The organism is Streptomyces sp. NPDC087428 (genome assembly GCF_044744085.1).
In the GTDB taxonomy this organism is placed as follows: Bacteria; Actinomycetota; Actinomycetes; order Streptomycetales; family Streptomycetaceae; genus Streptomyces.
Window position 1 is genome coordinate 64,727 of sequence record NZ_JBIUXR010000024.1, and the last position, 17,199, is coordinate 81,925.

Here is a 17,199-nt window from a genome sequence, read left to right on the forward strand (position 1 = left end):
TCGTCCTCCCCCCCCCCGCCCCCGCCCCCCCCCCCCCCCCCCCCCCCCCCCCCCCCCGGGCCCCCCCCCCCCCGGGGCCCCCCCCCCCGCGGCTCTGTCTCAGTGCTGTGCTACGCGGTCAAGCAGACTTCCTGCTGTCCCGCGGATGCACGGCAATATTCATGGCTCCGGAGCGCAGAACCGCCAGCCTCTCGGCCAGCACCTCTTCCAGCTCCTCGCGTGTGCGCCGCTCCATGAGCATGTCCCAGTGCGTACGCGCAGGCTTGCCCTTCTTCTCCTCGGGGCCATCCCCGTCCACCAGGAGTGCCTGGGCGCCACACGCCTTGCACTCCCACTCCGGCGGAATTTCCGCCTCTACCGAGAACGGCATCTCAAATCGATGTCCGTTCTGGCATGCGTACTCCACCGCCTGGCGCGGGGCCAGATCGATGCCGCGGTCCGTCTCGTAGCTGGTAACCACAAGTCGCGTGCCGCGGAGAGCTCGCTCACTCATGAATCGTGCCTCCCGGGCTTGTCGCCCACAGGACAGGTGTCGCTGTCGTCGTCATCCGGCTCAACGTCCGGTCGACGGCAAAGATTCCCGTTGCCGGTCATGCGTCGCCCGTCGGCCGCTGAGTATTCAGGTTTGCCAGGGTTCAAGTACCCGCCAGCGCCCGGTTTGTCACATCTGGCAGAAGTTGTCACCCAACGGTTTGGATTCTTCCACTGGCAGTAACGGTCCTCCGGGCAGGCCAAAGGCGTACACTACCGGCCTTTTACTTCAACGTCTAAATCCGCTCCGGAACGGGATTCCCCGCCGCCGCCACGGCCAGCCGTACCGGCACCCTCGCGAGCAGCACCGAACCGACCACGAAGAAGATCACCAACGAGATGATCGCATCCCGATAACTGCCGGTCAGCTGGTACGCGAGCCCGAACACCAGTGGCCCCAGCCAGCTCAGTCCGCGGTCGCTCATCTCGTACGCCGAGAAGTACTCGGCCTCCTTGCCGCGCGGCACCAGATGCGAGTAGAGCGAGCGCGACAGGGCCTGGCTGCCGCCGAGGACCAGGCCGATCGCCGCGGCCAGCGCGTAGAAGAACACCGGCGCGTCGGCGGGCAGGAAGTATCCGGCGACGAGGATCGCCGTCCAGACGACCAGGGACGCCAGGATTGTGCGCTTCGCGCCGTACACCCGGGCCAGCCGGCCCATCCCCAGCGCTCCGGCCACCGCGAGTATCTGGACCAGCAGGACGGCTGTGATCAGCGTCGTCTGGTCGAGGCCCAGTTCCTCGGAGCCGTACACAGAGGCCTGCGAGATCACGGTCTGCACGCCGTCGTTGTAGACGAGGTAGGCGAGCAGGAAGGAGAGGGTGAGCGGATGGCGGCGCATGTCCCGCAGGGTCGCCATCAGCTGTCCCCATCCGGACCCGACCGCTCCGCGTCCGCTCGGCGCCACCTTCCGGTCGCGCAGCCGGCGCAGCGGTACGACGGTGAACGCGCCCCACCAGACACCGGCGGAGGCGAGACAGATCCGGACGGCGTCCGACTCGGAGAGGCCGAAGGAGTCGTGGCCCGTGTAGAGGATCAGGTTGAGGACGAGGACCAGCGCCCCCGACGTGTAGCCGAAGGCCCAGCCGCGCGAGGAGACCGCGTCACGCTCGTCGGGTTCCGAGATCTGCGGCAGATAGGCGTTGTAGAGGACCATCGACACGGATATCGCGGCGTTCGCCACGATGAGCAGGAAGGCCCCGAGCAGGTAGCGGGTGCCGTCCAGGAAGAACATCGCGGCCGTCGCGGTGGCGCCCACGTACGCGGCCGCCGCCAGCAGCGGCTTCTTGCGGCCGGTGCGGTCGGCGGCCGCGCCCACGATCGGCATCAGGATCACCGCGACGACGAGGGAGGCCGAGATCGTGTACGCGAACAGCGACCCGGCGCGGATGGGGATGCCGAGCGGACGGACATAGCCCTCGGCGTCGGCGGCGGCCTTGGCGACCGAGGTCAGATACGGCCCGAGGAACACGGTGACGACGCTCGTCGAGTAGACGGAGCAGGCGAAGTCGTAGAAGTACCAGCCCCGCTGCTCGCGCCGGCGCTCGCCGGGATCGGCCGCCCCGGCCGTACTCTCCGTCGGTTCCGCGGTCTCGGCGCTCATCGCGCACTCCTCGTCTCTCCCCGTGGAGACGTCACCGGGCCGGCGTCAGGCCCAGGCCCCCCGCTCGCTCAGCACCGTACGCAGCGTCTCGATGTGATCGGTCATGATGCCATCCACGCCGAGGTCCAGGAGCGCTGCCATCCGCCCGGGTTCGTTCACCGTCCAGACATGCACCTGGAGCCCCCGCGCGTGCGCCTCCCGCACGAAGCGCCGGTCCACGACCCGGACGCCGCCCTGGCTCTCCGGTACCTGCGCGCACACCGCGCCGGCGCGCAGCGCCGCCGGGATGCCGTACGAGCGCAGCCGCAGGCCCAGGACACCGCGGACTCCGTAGGAGGTGGCCAGCCGGGGGCCCGCCAGCCGGTGCGCCCTGGCGACCCTGGCCTCGGAGAACGAGCCGACGCACACCCGGTCCCAGGAGTCCGTCCGGCGGATCAGGTCCACCAGCGGCTCAAGGGCCGGCCCGGCCTTGATGTCCACGTTCCAGCGGGCCCCGGGGAACTCCTCCAGCAGCTCCTCGAACAGCGGCAGCGGTTCACGGCCCGCCACCCGGGCCCGCCGTATCTCGCTCCACGGCAGCTCGGACATCCGGCCCCGGGCGTCCGTCACGCGGTCCAGCGTGGCGTCGTGGAAGGCGACCAGCCGGCCGTCCGCCGAGGCGTGCACATCGGTCTCGAAGTACCGGTACCCGGCCTCTGCTGCCCGGCGGAACGCGGCCGCGGTGTTCTCGATCCCGTCCGCCGCCCCGCCCCGGTGGGCGAACGCGAGCGGGGCGGGGTGGTCCAGGTAGGGGTGGCGTACGGAAGTCACTGCGGCAGTATGGCCTGCCCGGGTGCCGGGGCGGTGGCCGTGGTGCGGCCGTTGTCCGGGATCGCGAAGGCGCGCAGGAAGAACTGGGCGAGCGGGCCGATCGCCAGGGCGTAGAGGACCGTGCCGACGCCGAGGGAACCGCCGAGCAGGAATCCGGTCACCACGACCGCCACCTCGATCGCCGTGCGGACGAGCCGGATGGAGCGGCCGGTGTGCCGGTGCAGCCCGGTCATGAGCCCGTCGCGTGGCCCGGGGCCGAACCGGGCCGCGATGTACAGCCCCGTCGCGACACCGTTCAGCACGATGCCCGCCACCATCACCCCGGCCTGCGCGGCGAGCCCGTGCACCTCGGGGACGAGCGCCAGTGTGCCGTCCATCGCGATCCCCACCGCGAAGACGTTGGAGACGGTGCCCAGTCCAGGACGCTGCCGGAGCGGAATCCACAGCAGCAGCACGATCGCGCCGATGATGATCGAGACGACGCCGATGGTGATCCCGGTGCGCTCGGCGAGCCCCTGGTGGAGCACCCCCCACGGCTCCAGACCGAGCCCGGCGACGACCAGCAGCGCCGAACTCGCCCCGTACAGCGCCAGCCCTGTGTAGAGCTGGATCAGCCGTCGGGTGAGGTGCGCCGCGCGCGGGGCTTCGGTGGTGGACAAAGGGTGCCCCCTGGTGTGGTGGTAGTGGACTGCTGCGTGTCACTCTGTGGCAGGGGATTGGCTGCCAACCATGGCCAATCTGAGGAAGGTGGACTGATTCTCATGGCGCAGTGGACTTCCGCGGTCGGTGCGGCTCAGCTCGCCCGGCAGCTCCAGGCCCAGCAGCCCAGGCCGACGGGCCCCGGCACCCGCAGGCCGCCGGCCTACCGCGCGCTCGCCGACGGCATCCGGCTGCTCGTCCTGGAAGGCCGGGTCCCGGTCGCCGCCCGGCTCCCCGCGGAGCGGGAACTGGCGCTCGCCCTGGCCGTCAGCCGTACGACGGTCGCCGCGGCCTACGAGGGGCTGCGGGCCGAGGGATTCCTGGAGTCCCGGCGCGGGGCCGGCAGCTGGACGGCCGTGCCCGCGGGCAACCCGCTGCCCGCCCGCGGCCTGGAGCCGCTGCCCCCGGAGGCACTCGGATCGATGATCGACCTCGGCTGCGCCTCGCTGCCCGCCCCCGAACCATGGCTGACCCGGGCGGTCCAGGGAGCCCTGGAGGAGCTCGCCCCGTACGCGCACACGCACGGCGACTACCCGGCGGGGCTGCCCGCGCTGCGGCAGATGATCGCCGACCGGTACACCGCCGACGGCATCCCGACGATGCCCGAACAGATCATGGTCACCACCGGCGCGATGGGCGCGATCGACGCCATCTGCCACCTCTTCGCCGGCCGCGGGGAACGGATCGCGGTGGAGTCCCCGAGTTACGCCAACATCCTCCAGCTGATGCGGGAGGCGGGCGCCCGTCTCGTACCGGTGGCCATGGAGGAGGGGCTCGGCGGCTGGGACATGAACCGGTGGCGCCAGGTGCTGCGGGACGCGGCCCCCAGGCTCGCGTACGTCGTCGCGGACTTCCACAACCCCACCGGCGCCCTGGCCGACGAGGACCGGCGCCGTCAGCTGGTGGACGCCGCCCGTTCGGCCGGCACGGTCCTGGTCGTCGACGAGACGATGAACGAACTGCACCTGGACGACGACGTGCGGATGCCGCGCCGGGTCTGCGCCTTCGACCCGGCCGGCAGCACCGTGCTCACCGTCGGATCGGCCAGCAAGGCCTTCTGGGCCGGTATGCGGATCGGCTGGGTGCGCGCCGCACCGGACGTCATCCGCAGCCTGGTGGCCGCCCGCGCCTACGCCGACATGGGCACCCCGGTCCTGGAACAGCTGGCCGTCAACTGGCTGATGCGCACCGGTGGCTGGGAAGAGGCCGTGCAGATCCGCCGGGAGCAGGCGCGGGGCAACCGGGACGCGCTGGTCACGGCCGTGCGGCGGGAGCTGCCGGACTGGGAGTTCACCGTGCCGCGCGGCGGACTGACGCTCTGGGTGCGCACCGGCGGGCTCTCCGGATCGCGGCTCGCGGTGGCCGGGGAGCGGGTCGGGGTGCGGGTGCCGTCCGGGCCCCGGTTCGGTGTCGACGGCGCCTTCGAGGGATACGTACGACTGCCGTTCACGGTCGGCGGGCCGGTGGCGGACGAGGCGGCCCTGCGGCTCGCGGCCGCCGCCCGGCTGGTCAGCTCGGGAGCGGGCGCGGGCGCGGAGGCGCCTCGGACGTTCGTCGCCTGAGCGGTCGCCGGGGAGGGCATGAGGGAGGGCCCGCGGATCACCTGATCCGCGGGCCCTCCCTCGCCTCCGCATCCGTCAGTCGCTGACGGCCACGGCCTCCATGGCGACGGAATCGGTCGCGGTCTCCGCCGCCGCCGGGTCGGGCGCGCTCGCCTCGATCGCCGTCCGCCGTTCGGGCAGCAGGCCGAGCACCGTCTGCCGCTGCGCCTCGCTGGTCGCGTCGTCGTACGGGTCGGGCGTGGCCGGCACCTGGATGCGCAGCACCGGACCGTTGCCGAGCCGTGCGTACCCGCGGCCGGGCGGGACGTCCGGGGTCGGAGTGGTGTGCGGCTCCAGCCCCAGGACGGACTCGATCTGAGCGGGGGAGCAGTGGCCGAGTACCACCCGGGCCCGGGTGTGGGTCCGCACGGTGTCGTTCAGGCCGTCCAGGCTGTCGAGCTGCTCGGTCATCACCACGGTGACGTTGGCGGCCCTGCCGTGCCGCAGCGGTACCTGGAGCAGTTCCTGCGGGTCGGGCCCGCCGCCGGCGGCGGCCAGGTGGCCGAGCACGCTGGGCCGGTCCAGCAGGATCCAGAGCGGGCGCCCGGTGTCCTCGGGGACGGCATGGCCTGCCTGCCGGGCCCGGTTGGCCTCGATCAGCCGGCGCTCCGTCTCGTGCGCCGCCCATTCCAGGGTGGCCAGCGCCCCGGCCGCGCCGCACTCCACGGCGAGCACACCCTCGCGGCCGTTGAAGCAGGCGTACTCGCCGACGCCGCTGCCCTCGATGATCAGGATGTCGCCCTGCTGGAGGGCCTGGAGGGCGATGGAGCGCATCAGCGTGGTGGTGCCGCTGCCGGGCTGTCCCGCGATCAGCAGATGCGGCTCCGTGGTGCGTGCGCCGGTCCGCCAGACGACTCCGGGCGCGTCCCGGGTCGCGTCCCCGTCGCTCACCGGGACGGTGCGCTGCACCGCGTCGTCGTCCGTGAAGCCGAGGACGGTCTCGCCGGGGGCGATGACGAAGCGCTGGGCGGCGATCGAGGTCGGCAGGGCGTCGAGCACGCTCATGACGAGCTGGTTGCCCTCCTCGTCCCAGCCGAACCGGTACTCCCGGCCGCGGCCCGACTTGGCGTGCAGCAGCTGTTCGATCCGGGCGCGGGAGGCGGCCTCGCTGTCGGTGAAGTGCGCGGGGTACGTCACCCGGAGCCGGGAGACCCGGCCGTCGCCGTCGAACTCGTAGTCGTTGAAGACCTGGTCCCAGTCGCCGCCGTGGGCGAACAGCGGACTGGGGTCGTCGGGTGTGGAGAAGTACGGCACGAGCGCTTCGTACAGGGCGCGCAGGCGTGCGGTCTCCGCCTCGTCCGGGCCGGTCCTGACGGGAGTGCGGGCCCGTCCCTTCCATGCGGCCGCGGCCATCACCGCCACCAGGGCCGTGAACGTCCCGTAGGGGACGAGGGCGACCACGAGTACGCAGGCCGCGACGAGGAACAGCGTGGGACCACGCCGGTCCTTGGGCGTCGCGGCCCACTTCTGCCGTCCGGCCCCCGCGAGCAGCCGCAGACCACGGGTGATCATGATCAGCGGATGGAGCACGTCGGTGGCGCTGTCGGCGGCCGTGCGCGCGAACTCTCGACTGCGAGTGATCGAAGCGCTGCCGCTGCTCAGAATGCGGGGGAGTGGTCGCCGGGCCACGTCTGTCTCCTGAAGGGGGTGGGAGCGGGAGCGGTACGTCAGAACTTGATCCCGCCCAAGAGGCCGGCGAGGCTCGCACCGCCCGCGGTGATGCTCGGTGCGATGGCGGTGCCGGCCAGGTAGAAGCCGAACAGGGCGGTGATGAGGGCGTGCGAGGCCTTGAGGCCGTCCTTCCTGAAGAACAGGAAGACGATGATGCCGAGGATGACGACGCCTGACATGGAAAGGATCATGAGTGGTTCTCCTGGTTGGGGGGACAGTCACCATGAGTCCTTCCAGGCTCACCGGAAGTATCTATAGGATAAAAGGTGCAAGTGGGTGAAAAGTCGGGTTTTTCACTGGACTGGCGGACAGTGGAGTGCAGGTCGGAGGGGTCTCCGGTGCCGCGCATCGCCCCGCCGTCACTCGACGTGATCTTTTGCCATGGGCGGGCCGGGTCATGGGCGCGTCCGGGCAGTACCCTGTCGATTCACTCGTACGGCCGCGAGGTGCATGCCCCCACAGGCCGGCGGCGGAGAATTCGGTTAATGGAAGGGCGGTCCCCCGATGAGCGAAACCCCTGATCCCGAGGTGGTGGAGCTGGCGACCAAGGTCTTCGACCTGGCGCGCCGCGGCGACACCGACGCGCTCGCGGCCTACGTCGACGCCGGTGTCCCCGCGAACCTCACCAACGACCGGGGCGACTCGCTGCTGATGCTCGCCGCCTATCACGGCCATGCCCCCGCGGTCACGGCACTGGTGGGTCGCGGCGCGGACCCGGACCGGGCCAACGACCGGGGGCAGACGCCGCTCGCCGGAGCCGTCTTCAAGGGCGAGGACGCGGTGATCGCGGCCCTCCTCGCCGCAGGGGCCGATCCGGCGGCCGGAACACCCTCCGCCCTGGACACCGCACGCATGTTCGGCAAGGCCGACCTGCTGGAACTCTTCGGTTCCCGCTGACCGGGTCCGCCGTAAATGTGGTCGCGGTGGCGAAATGGGTGGGTCATCATGACGTCGCGGGCCCGATTCGGGCCACCGACGAGAGGCAGAGGAAGATGGTCTACACCAGGCGGAAGACGGCGGTCGGCCGATCATGTTGCTGCGCGGTCTAGTGCCTGTCCGGCACGCGGCACTGCACAGTCCCCGGTTGCGTCGACAGCTTGATGTGAGGCTTTTCCCATGTTTGATCCGTTCATAGCGCCGAGCGGCACGCTGCTCGGCCTGTTGCAGAGGGGCCGCGGCGACGGCACGCTCCACGCGCTCGCCGCACCGCGCCCCGAGGCCCTGGCGGCTCTCAACCACTGCGTCCTGAGCGATCCGCGTCACGACTGGCAGGTGGAGAACCGCTCCCTCTACTACGCGCGCCTCTACCTCGACCTCGACGGCGGCATCGAGGAGATCGAACGGCACCTCGGTGATCCCGACGACCACCTCGACACCGACGAGTCACGGACCGGCCTGGCCCTCGCGGTACTCGGGCACCTCGCCTCGTACGGACGCGACGACGCCCTCGCCCTGCTGCGGCGCTACGCCGCTACCGGCGCGAACTGGGCCTGGGCCCTGGACGAACTGGCCCTGCGCGACGACGACGCCGGCCTGCGCTCCCTCGCCGTGCCCGTGCTGGCCCGCTTCGGTACGGACGCCGAGGGCTCCGCCGAACTGGCCACCGCCGTACGCGACGCCTTCGAACCCCGGCCCTGGCGGCTCTGGGCCGACGATCCGCGCGAAGCGGTCGGAGCCCGGGTGCGGGCCGCCTCCGAACAGGGCTCGTTCGACCGCTGGCAGCGCCAGATGCGGCCCGGAGGACCCCGCCCCGGCTGGAGCGTCCAGGCCGTCTTCGACTGGGCCCAGCAAGGGCTCGACCGCGGCAGCGACCTCCATGTGCCGGCCGCCCGCTGCCTCTCCGCCGTCGCGGGACCGGAGGACCGGCCCGTGATCGTCGAGGCCGCCCGCAGTGGTCCCGAAGGCGCCCGGTGCGCCGCCCTGCACTACCTGACAGAGGCCCAGGACCCGGTCGTGCTCGACCTGATCGAGGCCGCGGCGGTCAGCTCCTCGCGCACCGTCGCCGACGCGGCCGTCGCCGCCTTCGAGCGGATGTGCGGTGAAGCGGCCGTCGACCGCGCCCGGCGCTGGGCCCGGCGGCCCGACGCGCTCGGCGCCTCGGCGGCGGGTGTACTGGCCGGCCGCGGCGGCGCACAGGACGCCTCGCTGGTCCTCGGCGCCCTGCGCGAAGCCGTACGCGGCGACGGGCCCGACGCCCCCCGCCTGTGGACACTGGTCGACGGCACCGGACGGCTGGGCATCGCCTGCGCCGCTCCCGTCCTGCGCCACGTCTACCGGGAGACCTCCTCCTCCCACCTGCGGGGCAGAGCCGCCCGCGCACTGGCCGCCACCGACCCCTCCTTCGCCACCGGCTTCGCCGTCGAGTGTCTGTGGGACTGCGAGGAGACGACCCGCGAAGTCGCCGCACGCCACGCGGAGACCGGCGACATCAGGGTGGCCGAACGGCTGCGCCGGCTGGCCGCCGACCCGGCCGAGGAGGCCGAGGTGCAGACAGCCGTACGCAGCAGGATCGGTCCGGACGCACCCGCCGTCTGACCGGGGTACGCACAGCAGGGCGTTGCGCGTCGGGGGGCGCGCGGCGCGACATCGCCCGGCCGGTCACGGGCCGCGCCGGTACGGTGCCCGGCCGGGGTGCGGACCCGGTGCCGAGGGCCTGGGAGCGGAGCCGTCCGGGGCCCGCGGGGCCGGCCGGCAGCGCGTGACCGACTCCGGGGCAACCAGCCGCTTCTGCGCCGTTTCGACCGTTGTCGGTGCGAGGACCTAATCTGTGCAGCGTGACTTCGCCTGCCTATACGGAAAACGCTGCGCCCCAGCTCAGCGCGGGGCCGCGGCCCGCACCGGGCCCGGCCGCCGACGAGGGGCTCTCGCGGCGGCTGCGCGCCCTCGCCTGCACGGCGCCGCTGCACGACCTCGACGTGCGCAAGGCGAACCTCGCCGGTGAGTTCACCGTCTACGCGATGGCGGAGGTCGCGCTCGCCGCGATCGACCACGTCACGCTCAACATGGACTTCGACACCGGCGCGGATCACGACCAGATAGTGGCCAGACTCCTCCCGCGCGTCGCCGCGCAGGCCCCCCGCCGCCCGGCCGCCGAACACGAACGGGTCGCCCGCTGGGTCCTGGAGAACCTGATCAACGTCGGCAGTGTCGACCGGGGCTTCCGGGCCGTCTACGGCACCTTCGGCCCGGACGGCACCTACGTCCGCCGGGACTACGACTTCAAACTGATCGAGGAAGTCCCCGGATACGGCGGCAGCGTCTACCTGCGGGCCACCGACGAGGCGGTCAACGTCCTGGTCGGCGCCCTCGACACGGACGTCACCAGCGCCCAGATCGCCGCAGAGGTGAAGCTGGAGGTCCTGATCAGCCGCGGCCGCCTCGCCGACGCGCAGCTCGCCGCCGAGCAGGCCCGCTACCGGACCGTCCAGTACGCGGAGACGCTCCGCAAGACACTCGACGCGACCCGGCGCAACGTCCGGGCGGTCGACTGGCTCAATGCCGTGCCCGACATGATCGCCGAGGCGCTGGACCACGTCGCCGACCGCTACCGCCACGAGAACGCCATCCTCACCAACATCCGCAAGGCCCGTGACGAGGCCGAGGAGCCCGAGCACAAGCGGCGCGCCGCCGAGCTCGTCGACATCGTCAAGGACTGCATCCGCCGCCACACCCAGCTGCAGTCCCGCCTGCTGGAGGCCGGACCGCTGTTCCGCGCCGAGCAGGACCGGCAGGCGTTCGCCGCACCCGCCGTCCGCACCGGTCTCGACCTGTACGGACAACTGCTGGCACCGCTGCTGCCGCTCCCCGTCGAGCAGGCGATCCGCGCCACCGACGCGTTCTTCGCCCACGGCACGGGACTGCGCACCCCCACCTCGGTACGGGTGGGCGACCTCGTCGACATGCTGCTGACCCCGCCGCTGGAGCGCGAGCACCTCGGCGCCGAGATGCCCGAACCCGATCTGATCGCCACCCCGGCCGACAGCCGGTTCAGCGAGGAGCAACTGGCCAGCGCCATGGAGCTGCTGGACCTGGAGCCCGACGCGCCGCGCCGCCTCTCCGGGCTGCTGGCCGAGGCCAGACTGCGCGACGCGGACCTCCCCTACCTCGTCGCCCTGCTCGCGGTGCACGCGGCGAGCCCACCGGTCGGCACCGCCCACCGGCAGGGCGAGCGCCGCCTGCTCTTCTCCGTCGACGACGGAACCCAGCTGGAGGACCACGAATTCGGCGGGGCCGACCTGATCGTGGGCATGGCCCTGCTGGACGTGGCGGGCACGGCGACGGACCGCTCGGAGGCGGCGTGAGCGCCCCGCGGCCAGCCCGGACCGCTCCCGCCCGGACCGCTTCCTCCCGGCTCGCGGCCGCGAGCACCCGAACCGCCCACCCCGTATCCGCACCCGTACCGAAGTCCGTCCGCAGCAAGGAGCGTCCGTCGTGAGCGACCACCGCGCAGAGCACGCCGACGCGTGGAGCGAGCAGAGCGCCGGGTACCCGGCCGACCGGACCGCGTCCGCGCCGCCGTCCGCCCCCGCCGCCGTCACCCCGGCCGATGCCGCCGACGCCGCCCGGCTCGTCGCCTTCGGGCTCCAGCCCAAGCTGCTGCCCGCCCGCGACGCCGAGTACGCCGAACTGCTGCGCCGCTACCGGGAGGAACCGGCCTTCGGCCGCCTCGCGGACGCCGTGGCCACCGGGCTCGGCCTCATCGTGCTCGAGGTGTCCACCCGGGCCGGCATGGCCGTCACGGCGGGCGAGGACTCGGTCTTCGCCGTCCGCATGGGCGACTACGCCCGCCGGGCCTCGCCGGACTCCGCCGACCGCTTCCTGCACGGCCTCGCCCACCTGGCCGTCGCCGCGATGGCCTTCCCGCGCCCCGAGGACCTCGCCGACGACGCGTACATCGGCCGGATCACGGTCAACGGCGTCGACGCCTTCGTCCGCCAGGCGTGCCACCGCCTGGAGGAGCGTGCCGACGAGCACGGCGACAACACCGACCCGGCCAGTGACGCCCCCGGCCTGGAGGCCGGCTGGCGGGTCTACGCCCGGCGCAGCTCCACCGGAGCGACGAAGGACGCCCGGCGGCTGGCCGGATCCACCACCGGCATCGTCGGCAAGGCCGTCGCCTTCCTCACCGACTCCGGTTTCCTCCAGCGCACCGGGGACGACGCCGGAGGCGCCTTCCGCACCACCGCCCGCTACCAGCTCCAGGTCCGCGACATGGCGGGCGGATCCGCCATGGCCGAACTGCTGGAGCTGGGGGTGGTCCCGGTCACCGACGGATCGGCGACGCTGCTGCCGCCACCCGACCCCGACGACCTGGAGCTGGCGGCCGACGCAGGCCTGCCCTTCCACGGCTGACCGGCCCCCGCCGGCCACCGCACGGCCGGCCCTCCACCGATGCCTCCTTCCCGCTGCCTGAACGACGAGAGTCCGCCGCCATGTACGAGTTGTCCCGGGTCCGCCTCTACTCCATCGGGCCCGCCGGTGCGCGCTACGCCGACACCGTGCTCGACCTGCGCGGGGTCGGCGCGCCCGTGCCCCACCCCGCACCGGCGCAGGCGGAGTTCTTCGAGGAGGAACCGGTCGGCCCGCCCCGCCGCCCCGCCCCCGCCGGAGTGCTCTTCCTGGAGAACGGCGGCGGCAAGTCCGTCCTGCTGAAGCTGATCTTCTCGGTGATGCTGCCCGGCCACCGCAACACCCTCGGCGGCGCCAGCTCCGGTGTGCTGCGCAAGTTCCTGCTCGCCGAGGACTGCGGCCATGTCGCGCTGGAGTGGCAGCACACCCTGACCGGCGAGTGCGTCGTCGTCGGCAAGGTCAGTGAGTGGCGTGGACGCCAGGTCTCCAACGACCCGCGGAAGTTCGCCGAGGCCTGGTACTCCTTCCGGCCCGGTCCCGGACTCAGCCTCGACTCGCTGCCCGTCGCAGAGGCGACCTCGGTGGGCCGTCCCGCCGAAGGCGTCTCCGGCGCCCGCGGCAGGCGCCGCACCATGAAGGGCTTCCGGGACGCGCTCACCGAGGCCGGCAAGTTCTACCAGCACCTCGACGTGCACTGGGAAGAGATCCACGACCGCTGGAACGAGCACCTCGGCGACATCGGCCTGGACCCCGAACTCTTCCGCTACCAGCGCGAGATGAACGCCGACGAGGGCGAGGCCGCAGGACTCTTCGCCGTCAAGAAGGACTCCGACTTCACCGACCTGCTGCTGCGCGCCGTCACCGACACCCGCGACACCGACGGCCTCGCCGACCTCGTCAGCGGCTTCGGCAACAAACTGGGCCGCAGAGCCGAACTCACCGCCGAGCGCGACTTCACCGCGGGCTCCGTCGACCTGCTCGGCCGCATCGTGGAGGCCACAGAAACGCGTTCACGTACCCGCGACGTCCACGCCGGCGCCGAGCGCCGCACCCGCACGCTGGCCCGCAGGCTCTCCGCCCGCGCCGGTCTGGAGCGCGGCCGGACCGCGGAGCTCGCCCAGCAGGTCACCGGCGCGGCCCACACCGTCACCGGCGCCGAGCAGACCCGCGGCCGGGCCGCCCTGATCGCCGCCGAACTCGCCTACCGGCACGCCTCCCTGGCCCTCACCTCGGCCGAGAAGAGCGCGGCGGCCCAGCGCCGCGAGCTGGTCGACGCCCGCACCCTGCACTCCGCCTGGCAGGCGGCAGAGGCCGTACTGCGCCACCGCGCCGCCGCCGACCGGGCCGCCCGCGTCGCCGTCGCGATCCGCGAGGCCGAGCGCGACGCCGCCCCGGCACTGGCCGCACGTGCCACCGCCGCCGCCGATCTCGTACGGGCCCTGCACACCGCGGCGGAGGCGGGCGAGAGCGTGGCCAACGAGGAGGAGGAGCGCTCCGAGACGCTTCAGACCTCGGGCGAGGCCGCGCACCGTGACGCCACCACGGCCGCCACCGAGGCCCAGCGCGCCCGCAGCGAGGCCGGCCACCTCCGCCAGCGCCTCTCCGAGGTCGAGCAGGAGACCGCGGAAGCGGTCCGGGCCGGCTGGCTCGACGACACCGCACCGAACGCGGACCCCGCCCGCGCGGCCCTCGCGGCGAACGACGCCGAACAGTCCGCGGTGGCCGCCTGGGACACCGCGCGCGAGGCCGCCGGGTCGGCGGCGGACCGGTCCCGGCAGGCGGCGGCCACCGAGAGCCGCGCCGAACTCGCCGCGGCGCGGGCCGCCGACGGCGCGCGGGCCGCGGAGCAGGCGTACGAGGCCGAGCTCAGGGCCGCCGAGTCGATCGCCGCCGAGCACCGCCTCGCCGACCTGCTCGGCCTGCCCACGGCGCAGGCCGGCGGCGTACCCCGGCCGCGGCGGGGCGCCACCGGACCCGGATCCGGGGAGGAGGACCAGGGACCGCAGCAGGAGGCCCCGGACTCCGAGGGGAGCGCCGCCGCCTCCGGCGCCGACGGGACAGAACCGGCCGCGCACGGCGCCCACACCGTCACGGCCCGGCAGCCCCGCCCGGCCGAACAGCCGCTCACCGCAGCCGAGTTCGACCGCAACGCCGACGAGCTGCGCGAGCTCCTCGAACAGGGCGTCAGCTCCGCCGAACGACGCCTCTTCGAGCTGCGCACCGCGGCCGCCGACGACTCCCGCATCCTGGGCGCGCTCGGCGACGGCGGACTGCTGCCGCCCGGCCCCGACGTCCTCGCCACCGTCGAATACCTCGGCGAGCACGGCATCCCGGCCCTCCCCGGCTGGCGCTACCTCGCCCAGGCCGTCGACCCCGCCGACCACGCGGCCGTCCTCGCGGCCCGGCCCGAACTCGTCGACGGCGTCGTGATCACCGACCCGGACGCGCACACCCGCGCCCGTGAGGTCCTCGGCGCCGCCGCCCTGCTGCCGCGCTCTGCCGTGGCCGTCGGCACCGCCGCCGCCCTGCTCGCCCCCGTCCCGGAGCCCGGCACCGGCTCCGCCGCGAGCGGTGACGGGGTCTTCCTCGTCCCGCCGAACCCGGCCATGCACGACGAGCACGCCGCCGACGAGGAGCGGCACGCGCTCAGGAGCCGCACCGCCGCCCGCGACGAGGACATCCGCACCCTCGCGGCCAGGCTCGCCGCGGACCGCGCGCTCGCCGCCCGGATCGGCTCCTGGCGCGTGGACTGCCCGCCCGGCACCCTCGCCGAACTGGCGGAGACGGCAGGCACCGCCCGTACGGCCGCCGAGACGGCCGAGGCCGCGCTCGCCGAGGCCCGTACGGTGCGCGCCGAGGCCGACGAGGCCGCCGCGGACACCGCCCGCGTCCGCGACGAGCGACAGGAGGCCGCCCAGCGCGCCCGCCGGGCCGCCGACGCACTCGCCGGACTCGCCTTCCGCCTCCGCGAACGGGCGGGCTGGCAGGTGAAGCTGCGCGAACTGGTCGACGAGGCGGCGGAGTCCGAGGGCCGTGCCACCGTCTGCCTGGACCGGGCCAGGGCCGCCGACGAGGACCGCAGGGCCGCCCAGCGCGCCGCCGACGACGCCCGCCGCACCTCCCGCGCCCTGCGGGCGGAACGGGCCGAGATCGCCGGTGCGCCGGAGCACATCCCGGAGCCCGCGCCGGACGCCCCGCGCCACGCGCTGCCCGCCCTGCGCGAGGCCTACCGGGCGGCGTCCCAGCTCTACGAGAAGGTGGGCGTCGGCGCCGACCTGCGCGCCGAACAGGCCCGCGCGGAGAGCGACGAGAGTGCCGCACTGGCCGAGCTGGACCGGCTCACCAACAAGGTCCGCACCCGGGCCGCCCAGCTCCTGGAGGGAACGGACGGCGCCGACGGCCCGTCCCGGCAGGCGGCGGCCGCCCGCGCCGAGTCCCTGGTCCAGCTCCTGGAGACCCGGGCGTCGGCCGCCAGCGAGCAACTGGGCAGGCTGCGCGGCGAGGCCGAGCGGCTGGCCCCCGCCGACGGCGAGACCCTCCACACCGAACTCCCCGACGAGCAGGTCCCCGCCGACGCCGGAGCGGCCCAGGCCCTCCTGCGCACCGCCACGGGCGAACTCGCCTCCGCCACCGCCTCCCTGGACACCGCCAGGGCCGCCCACGCCGAGCTGCTGCACGCCCATCGCACGGCCGAGGACTCGGCAGGCGGCTTCGACGAGACCGCGGCCCTCCTGCGCGACCTCCTCAGGGACCACGGCGACGACGAGCCGGAGACCCCCGAGCCCTACCCCGGCAGCCTCGACGAGGCCCGGCAGTCCGCAGCGGAGGCACGCCGTTCACTGCGCGGCTGCGCCGCCGACCTGTCCACCGCGGAAGCGGCCGTCAGGGAGGCCGGCGATGTGCTGGTCCGGCACGCCAACTCCACCCGTTACGAACAGGTCCGCACCCCGGCCCGCCAGCAGATCCGTGAACTCCCCGCCGCCGCACTGCCCGATCACGCGGAGAAGTGGGCCATCGCCTTCGCCCCCAGGCTGCGGGTCCTCACCGATGAACTGACCCAGCTGGAGCGCAACCGCGACTCCATCGTCGACCGGCTGCGCGGCCTCGTGGACTCCGCGCTCACCACACTCCGCTCCGCCCAGCGGCTCTCCCGGCTCCCCGAGGGCCTGGGGGAGTGGTCCGGCCAGGAGTTCCTCCGGATCCGCTTCGAGGAACCCGACCAGGCCACCCTGACCGAACGGCTCGGCGAGGTCGTCGACGAGGCCACCAAGGCGGCCCTCAAGAAGAACTCCGACCTGCGCCGGGACGGCATGTCCCTGCTGCTGCGAGGTGTGCAGGCGGCACTGGAGCCCAAGGGCATCGCCGTGGAGATCCTCAAGCCGGACGCGGTGCTGCGCGCCGAGCGCGTACCCGTCGGGCAGATGGGCGACGTTTTCTCCGGCGGCCAGCTGCTGACCGCCGCCATCGCCCTGTACTGCACGATGGCCGCACTGCGCAGCAACGACCGGGGCCGTGACCGGCACCAGCCCCAGCACGCGGGCACGCTCTTCCTCGACAACCCCATCGGCCGCGCCAACGCCACCTATCTGCTGGAGCTCCAGCGGGCGGTGTCGGACGCGCTCGGCGTACAACTGCTCTACACCACCGGGCTGTTCGACACGACGGCGCTCGCCGAATTCCCGCTGGTGATCAGGTTGCGCAATGACGCGGACCTGCGGGCCGGACTGAAGTACATCAGCGTCGAGGAGCATCTGCGCCCCGGACTGCCGCAGCAGGACCCCGGTGTCGAGACCGTCCACGGCGAGATCACCGCCACCCGGATGTTCAAGCGCTCCGCACCGACGCCCGACGCGCTCCCGGCACGGACCGGGGCAGAAGCCACGGACGAACGTACCGGCTGAGAGCGCGGGCACCGGCCGGGACGGCGGGCGCGGTCC

General features: G+C 73.5%; 12 protein-coding genes. 6 read left to right on the forward strand and 6 right to left on the reverse strand.

The annotated features are described in order from the left end of the window. Positions 1 to 118 precede the first annotated feature (118 nt). From ACIO3R_RS36660 to ACIO3R_RS36675, 4 genes are all read right to left on the reverse strand, one after another. Positions 119 to 493 carry an RNA polymerase-binding protein RbpA gene (locus ACIO3R_RS36660; RefSeq protein WP_003959706.1) on the reverse strand — a complete coding sequence of 125 codons (375 nt, stop codon included), beginning with the start codon at positions 491 to 493 and terminating at the stop codon, positions 119 to 121. A gap of 274 nt (positions 494 to 767) precedes the next feature. After that, positions 768 to 2,132: an MFS transporter gene (locus ACIO3R_RS36665; protein ID WP_402111348.1), complete on the reverse strand. Its 1,365-nt coding sequence runs from the start codon at positions 2,130 to 2,132 to the stop codon at positions 768 to 770. 45 nt (positions 2,133 to 2,177) lie between these two features. Next, a complete protein-coding gene (locus tag ACIO3R_RS36670) occupies positions 2,178 to 2,942 on the reverse strand; it encodes a glycerophosphodiester phosphodiesterase family protein (RefSeq protein WP_385041657.1) in 765 nt (254 codons plus the stop codon). Next, positions 2,939 to 3,601: a YitT family protein gene (locus tag ACIO3R_RS36675; protein ID WP_385041654.1), complete on the reverse strand. Its 663-nt coding sequence runs from the start codon at positions 3,599 to 3,601 to the stop codon at positions 2,939 to 2,941. Before ACIO3R_RS36675 ends, ACIO3R_RS36670 begins: the two co-directional genes overlap by 4 nt. 102 nt (positions 3,602 to 3,703) lie before the next feature. Here ACIO3R_RS36675 and ACIO3R_RS36680 point away from each other — a divergent pair, with 102 nt between their 5' ends. Next, a complete protein-coding gene (locus tag ACIO3R_RS36680; protein WP_385041651.1) occupies positions 3,704 to 5,203 on the forward strand; it encodes a PLP-dependent aminotransferase family protein in 1,500 nt (499 codons plus the stop codon). A gap of 75 nt (positions 5,204 to 5,278) precedes the next feature. Here the strand turns inward: ACIO3R_RS36680 and ACIO3R_RS36685 are convergent, their stop codons facing one another. Next, complete coding sequence (locus tag ACIO3R_RS36685) at positions 5,279 to 6,871, reverse strand: hypothetical protein (RefSeq protein WP_402111351.1); 1,593 nt, start codon at positions 6,869 to 6,871, stop codon at positions 5,279 to 5,281. Positions 6,872 to 6,909: 38 nt separating this feature from the next. Further along, positions 6,910 to 7,104, reverse strand: coding sequence for a hypothetical protein (locus ACIO3R_RS36690; RefSeq protein ID WP_123468223.1), 195 nt, complete (start codon positions 7,102 to 7,104; stop codon positions 6,910 to 6,912). 313 nt (positions 7,105 to 7,417) lie between these two features. Between ACIO3R_RS36690 and ACIO3R_RS36695 the strand changes: the two genes are divergently transcribed. The 5 genes from ACIO3R_RS36695 to ACIO3R_RS36715 all read left to right on the forward strand — a co-directional run bounded on the left by ACIO3R_RS36695 (position 7,418) and on the right by ACIO3R_RS36715 (position 17,163). Next, positions 7,418 to 7,810 carry an ankyrin repeat domain-containing protein gene (locus tag ACIO3R_RS36695; protein ID WP_363031264.1) on the forward strand — a complete coding sequence of 131 codons (393 nt, stop codon included), beginning with the start codon at positions 7,418 to 7,420 and terminating at the stop codon, positions 7,808 to 7,810. A 219-nt stretch (positions 7,811 to 8,029) separates the two neighbouring features. Next, positions 8,030 to 9,448, forward strand: coding sequence for a HEAT repeat domain-containing protein (locus ACIO3R_RS36700; protein WP_385354774.1), 1,419 nt, complete (start codon positions 8,030 to 8,032; stop codon positions 9,446 to 9,448). A 239-nt stretch (positions 9,449 to 9,687) separates the two neighbouring features. Continuing rightward, complete coding sequence (locus tag ACIO3R_RS36705) at positions 9,688 to 11,214, forward strand: hypothetical protein (protein WP_402111354.1); 1,527 nt, start codon at positions 9,688 to 9,690, stop codon at positions 11,212 to 11,214. A 130-nt stretch (positions 11,215 to 11,344) separates the two neighbouring features. Beyond that, the gene (locus ACIO3R_RS36710; protein ID WP_402111356.1) at positions 11,345 to 12,265 is read left to right on the forward strand and encodes a hypothetical protein; all 921 of its coding nucleotides are present in this window, start codon (positions 11,345 to 11,347) and stop codon (positions 12,263 to 12,265) included. A gap of 80 nt (positions 12,266 to 12,345) precedes the next feature. After that, the gene (locus ACIO3R_RS36715; RefSeq protein WP_402111357.1) at positions 12,346 to 17,163 is read left to right on the forward strand and encodes a hypothetical protein; all 4,818 of its coding nucleotides are present in this window, start codon (positions 12,346 to 12,348) and stop codon (positions 17,161 to 17,163) included. Positions 17,164 to 17,199 lie beyond the last annotated feature (36 nt).

Excerpts from the sequence above, each read along its gene's own strand:
- ACIO3R_RS36660 (WP_003959706.1), bottom strand. The coding sequence starts at position 493 with ATGAGTGAGCGAGCTCTCCGCGGCACGCGACTTGTGGTTACCAGCTAC.
- ACIO3R_RS36665 (WP_402111348.1), bottom strand. The coding sequence starts at position 2,132 with ATGAGCGCCGAGACCGCGGAACCGACGGAGAGTACGGCCGGGGCGGCC.
- ACIO3R_RS36680 (WP_385041651.1), top strand. The coding sequence starts at position 3,704 with ATGGCGCAGTGGACTTCCGCGGTCGGTGCGGCTCAGCTCGCCCGGCAG.
- ACIO3R_RS36690 (WP_123468223.1), bottom strand. The coding sequence starts at position 7,104 with ATGATCCTTTCCATGTCAGGCGTCGTCATCCTCGGCATCATCGTCTTC.
- ACIO3R_RS36695 (WP_363031264.1), top strand. The coding sequence starts at position 7,418 with ATGAGCGAAACCCCTGATCCCGAGGTGGTGGAGCTGGCGACCAAGGTC.
- ACIO3R_RS36700 (WP_385354774.1), top strand. The coding sequence starts at position 8,030 with ATGTTTGATCCGTTCATAGCGCCGAGCGGCACGCTGCTCGGCCTGTTG.
- ACIO3R_RS36715 (WP_402111357.1), top strand. The coding sequence starts at position 12,346 with ATGTACGAGTTGTCCCGGGTCCGCCTCTACTCCATCGGGCCCGCCGGT.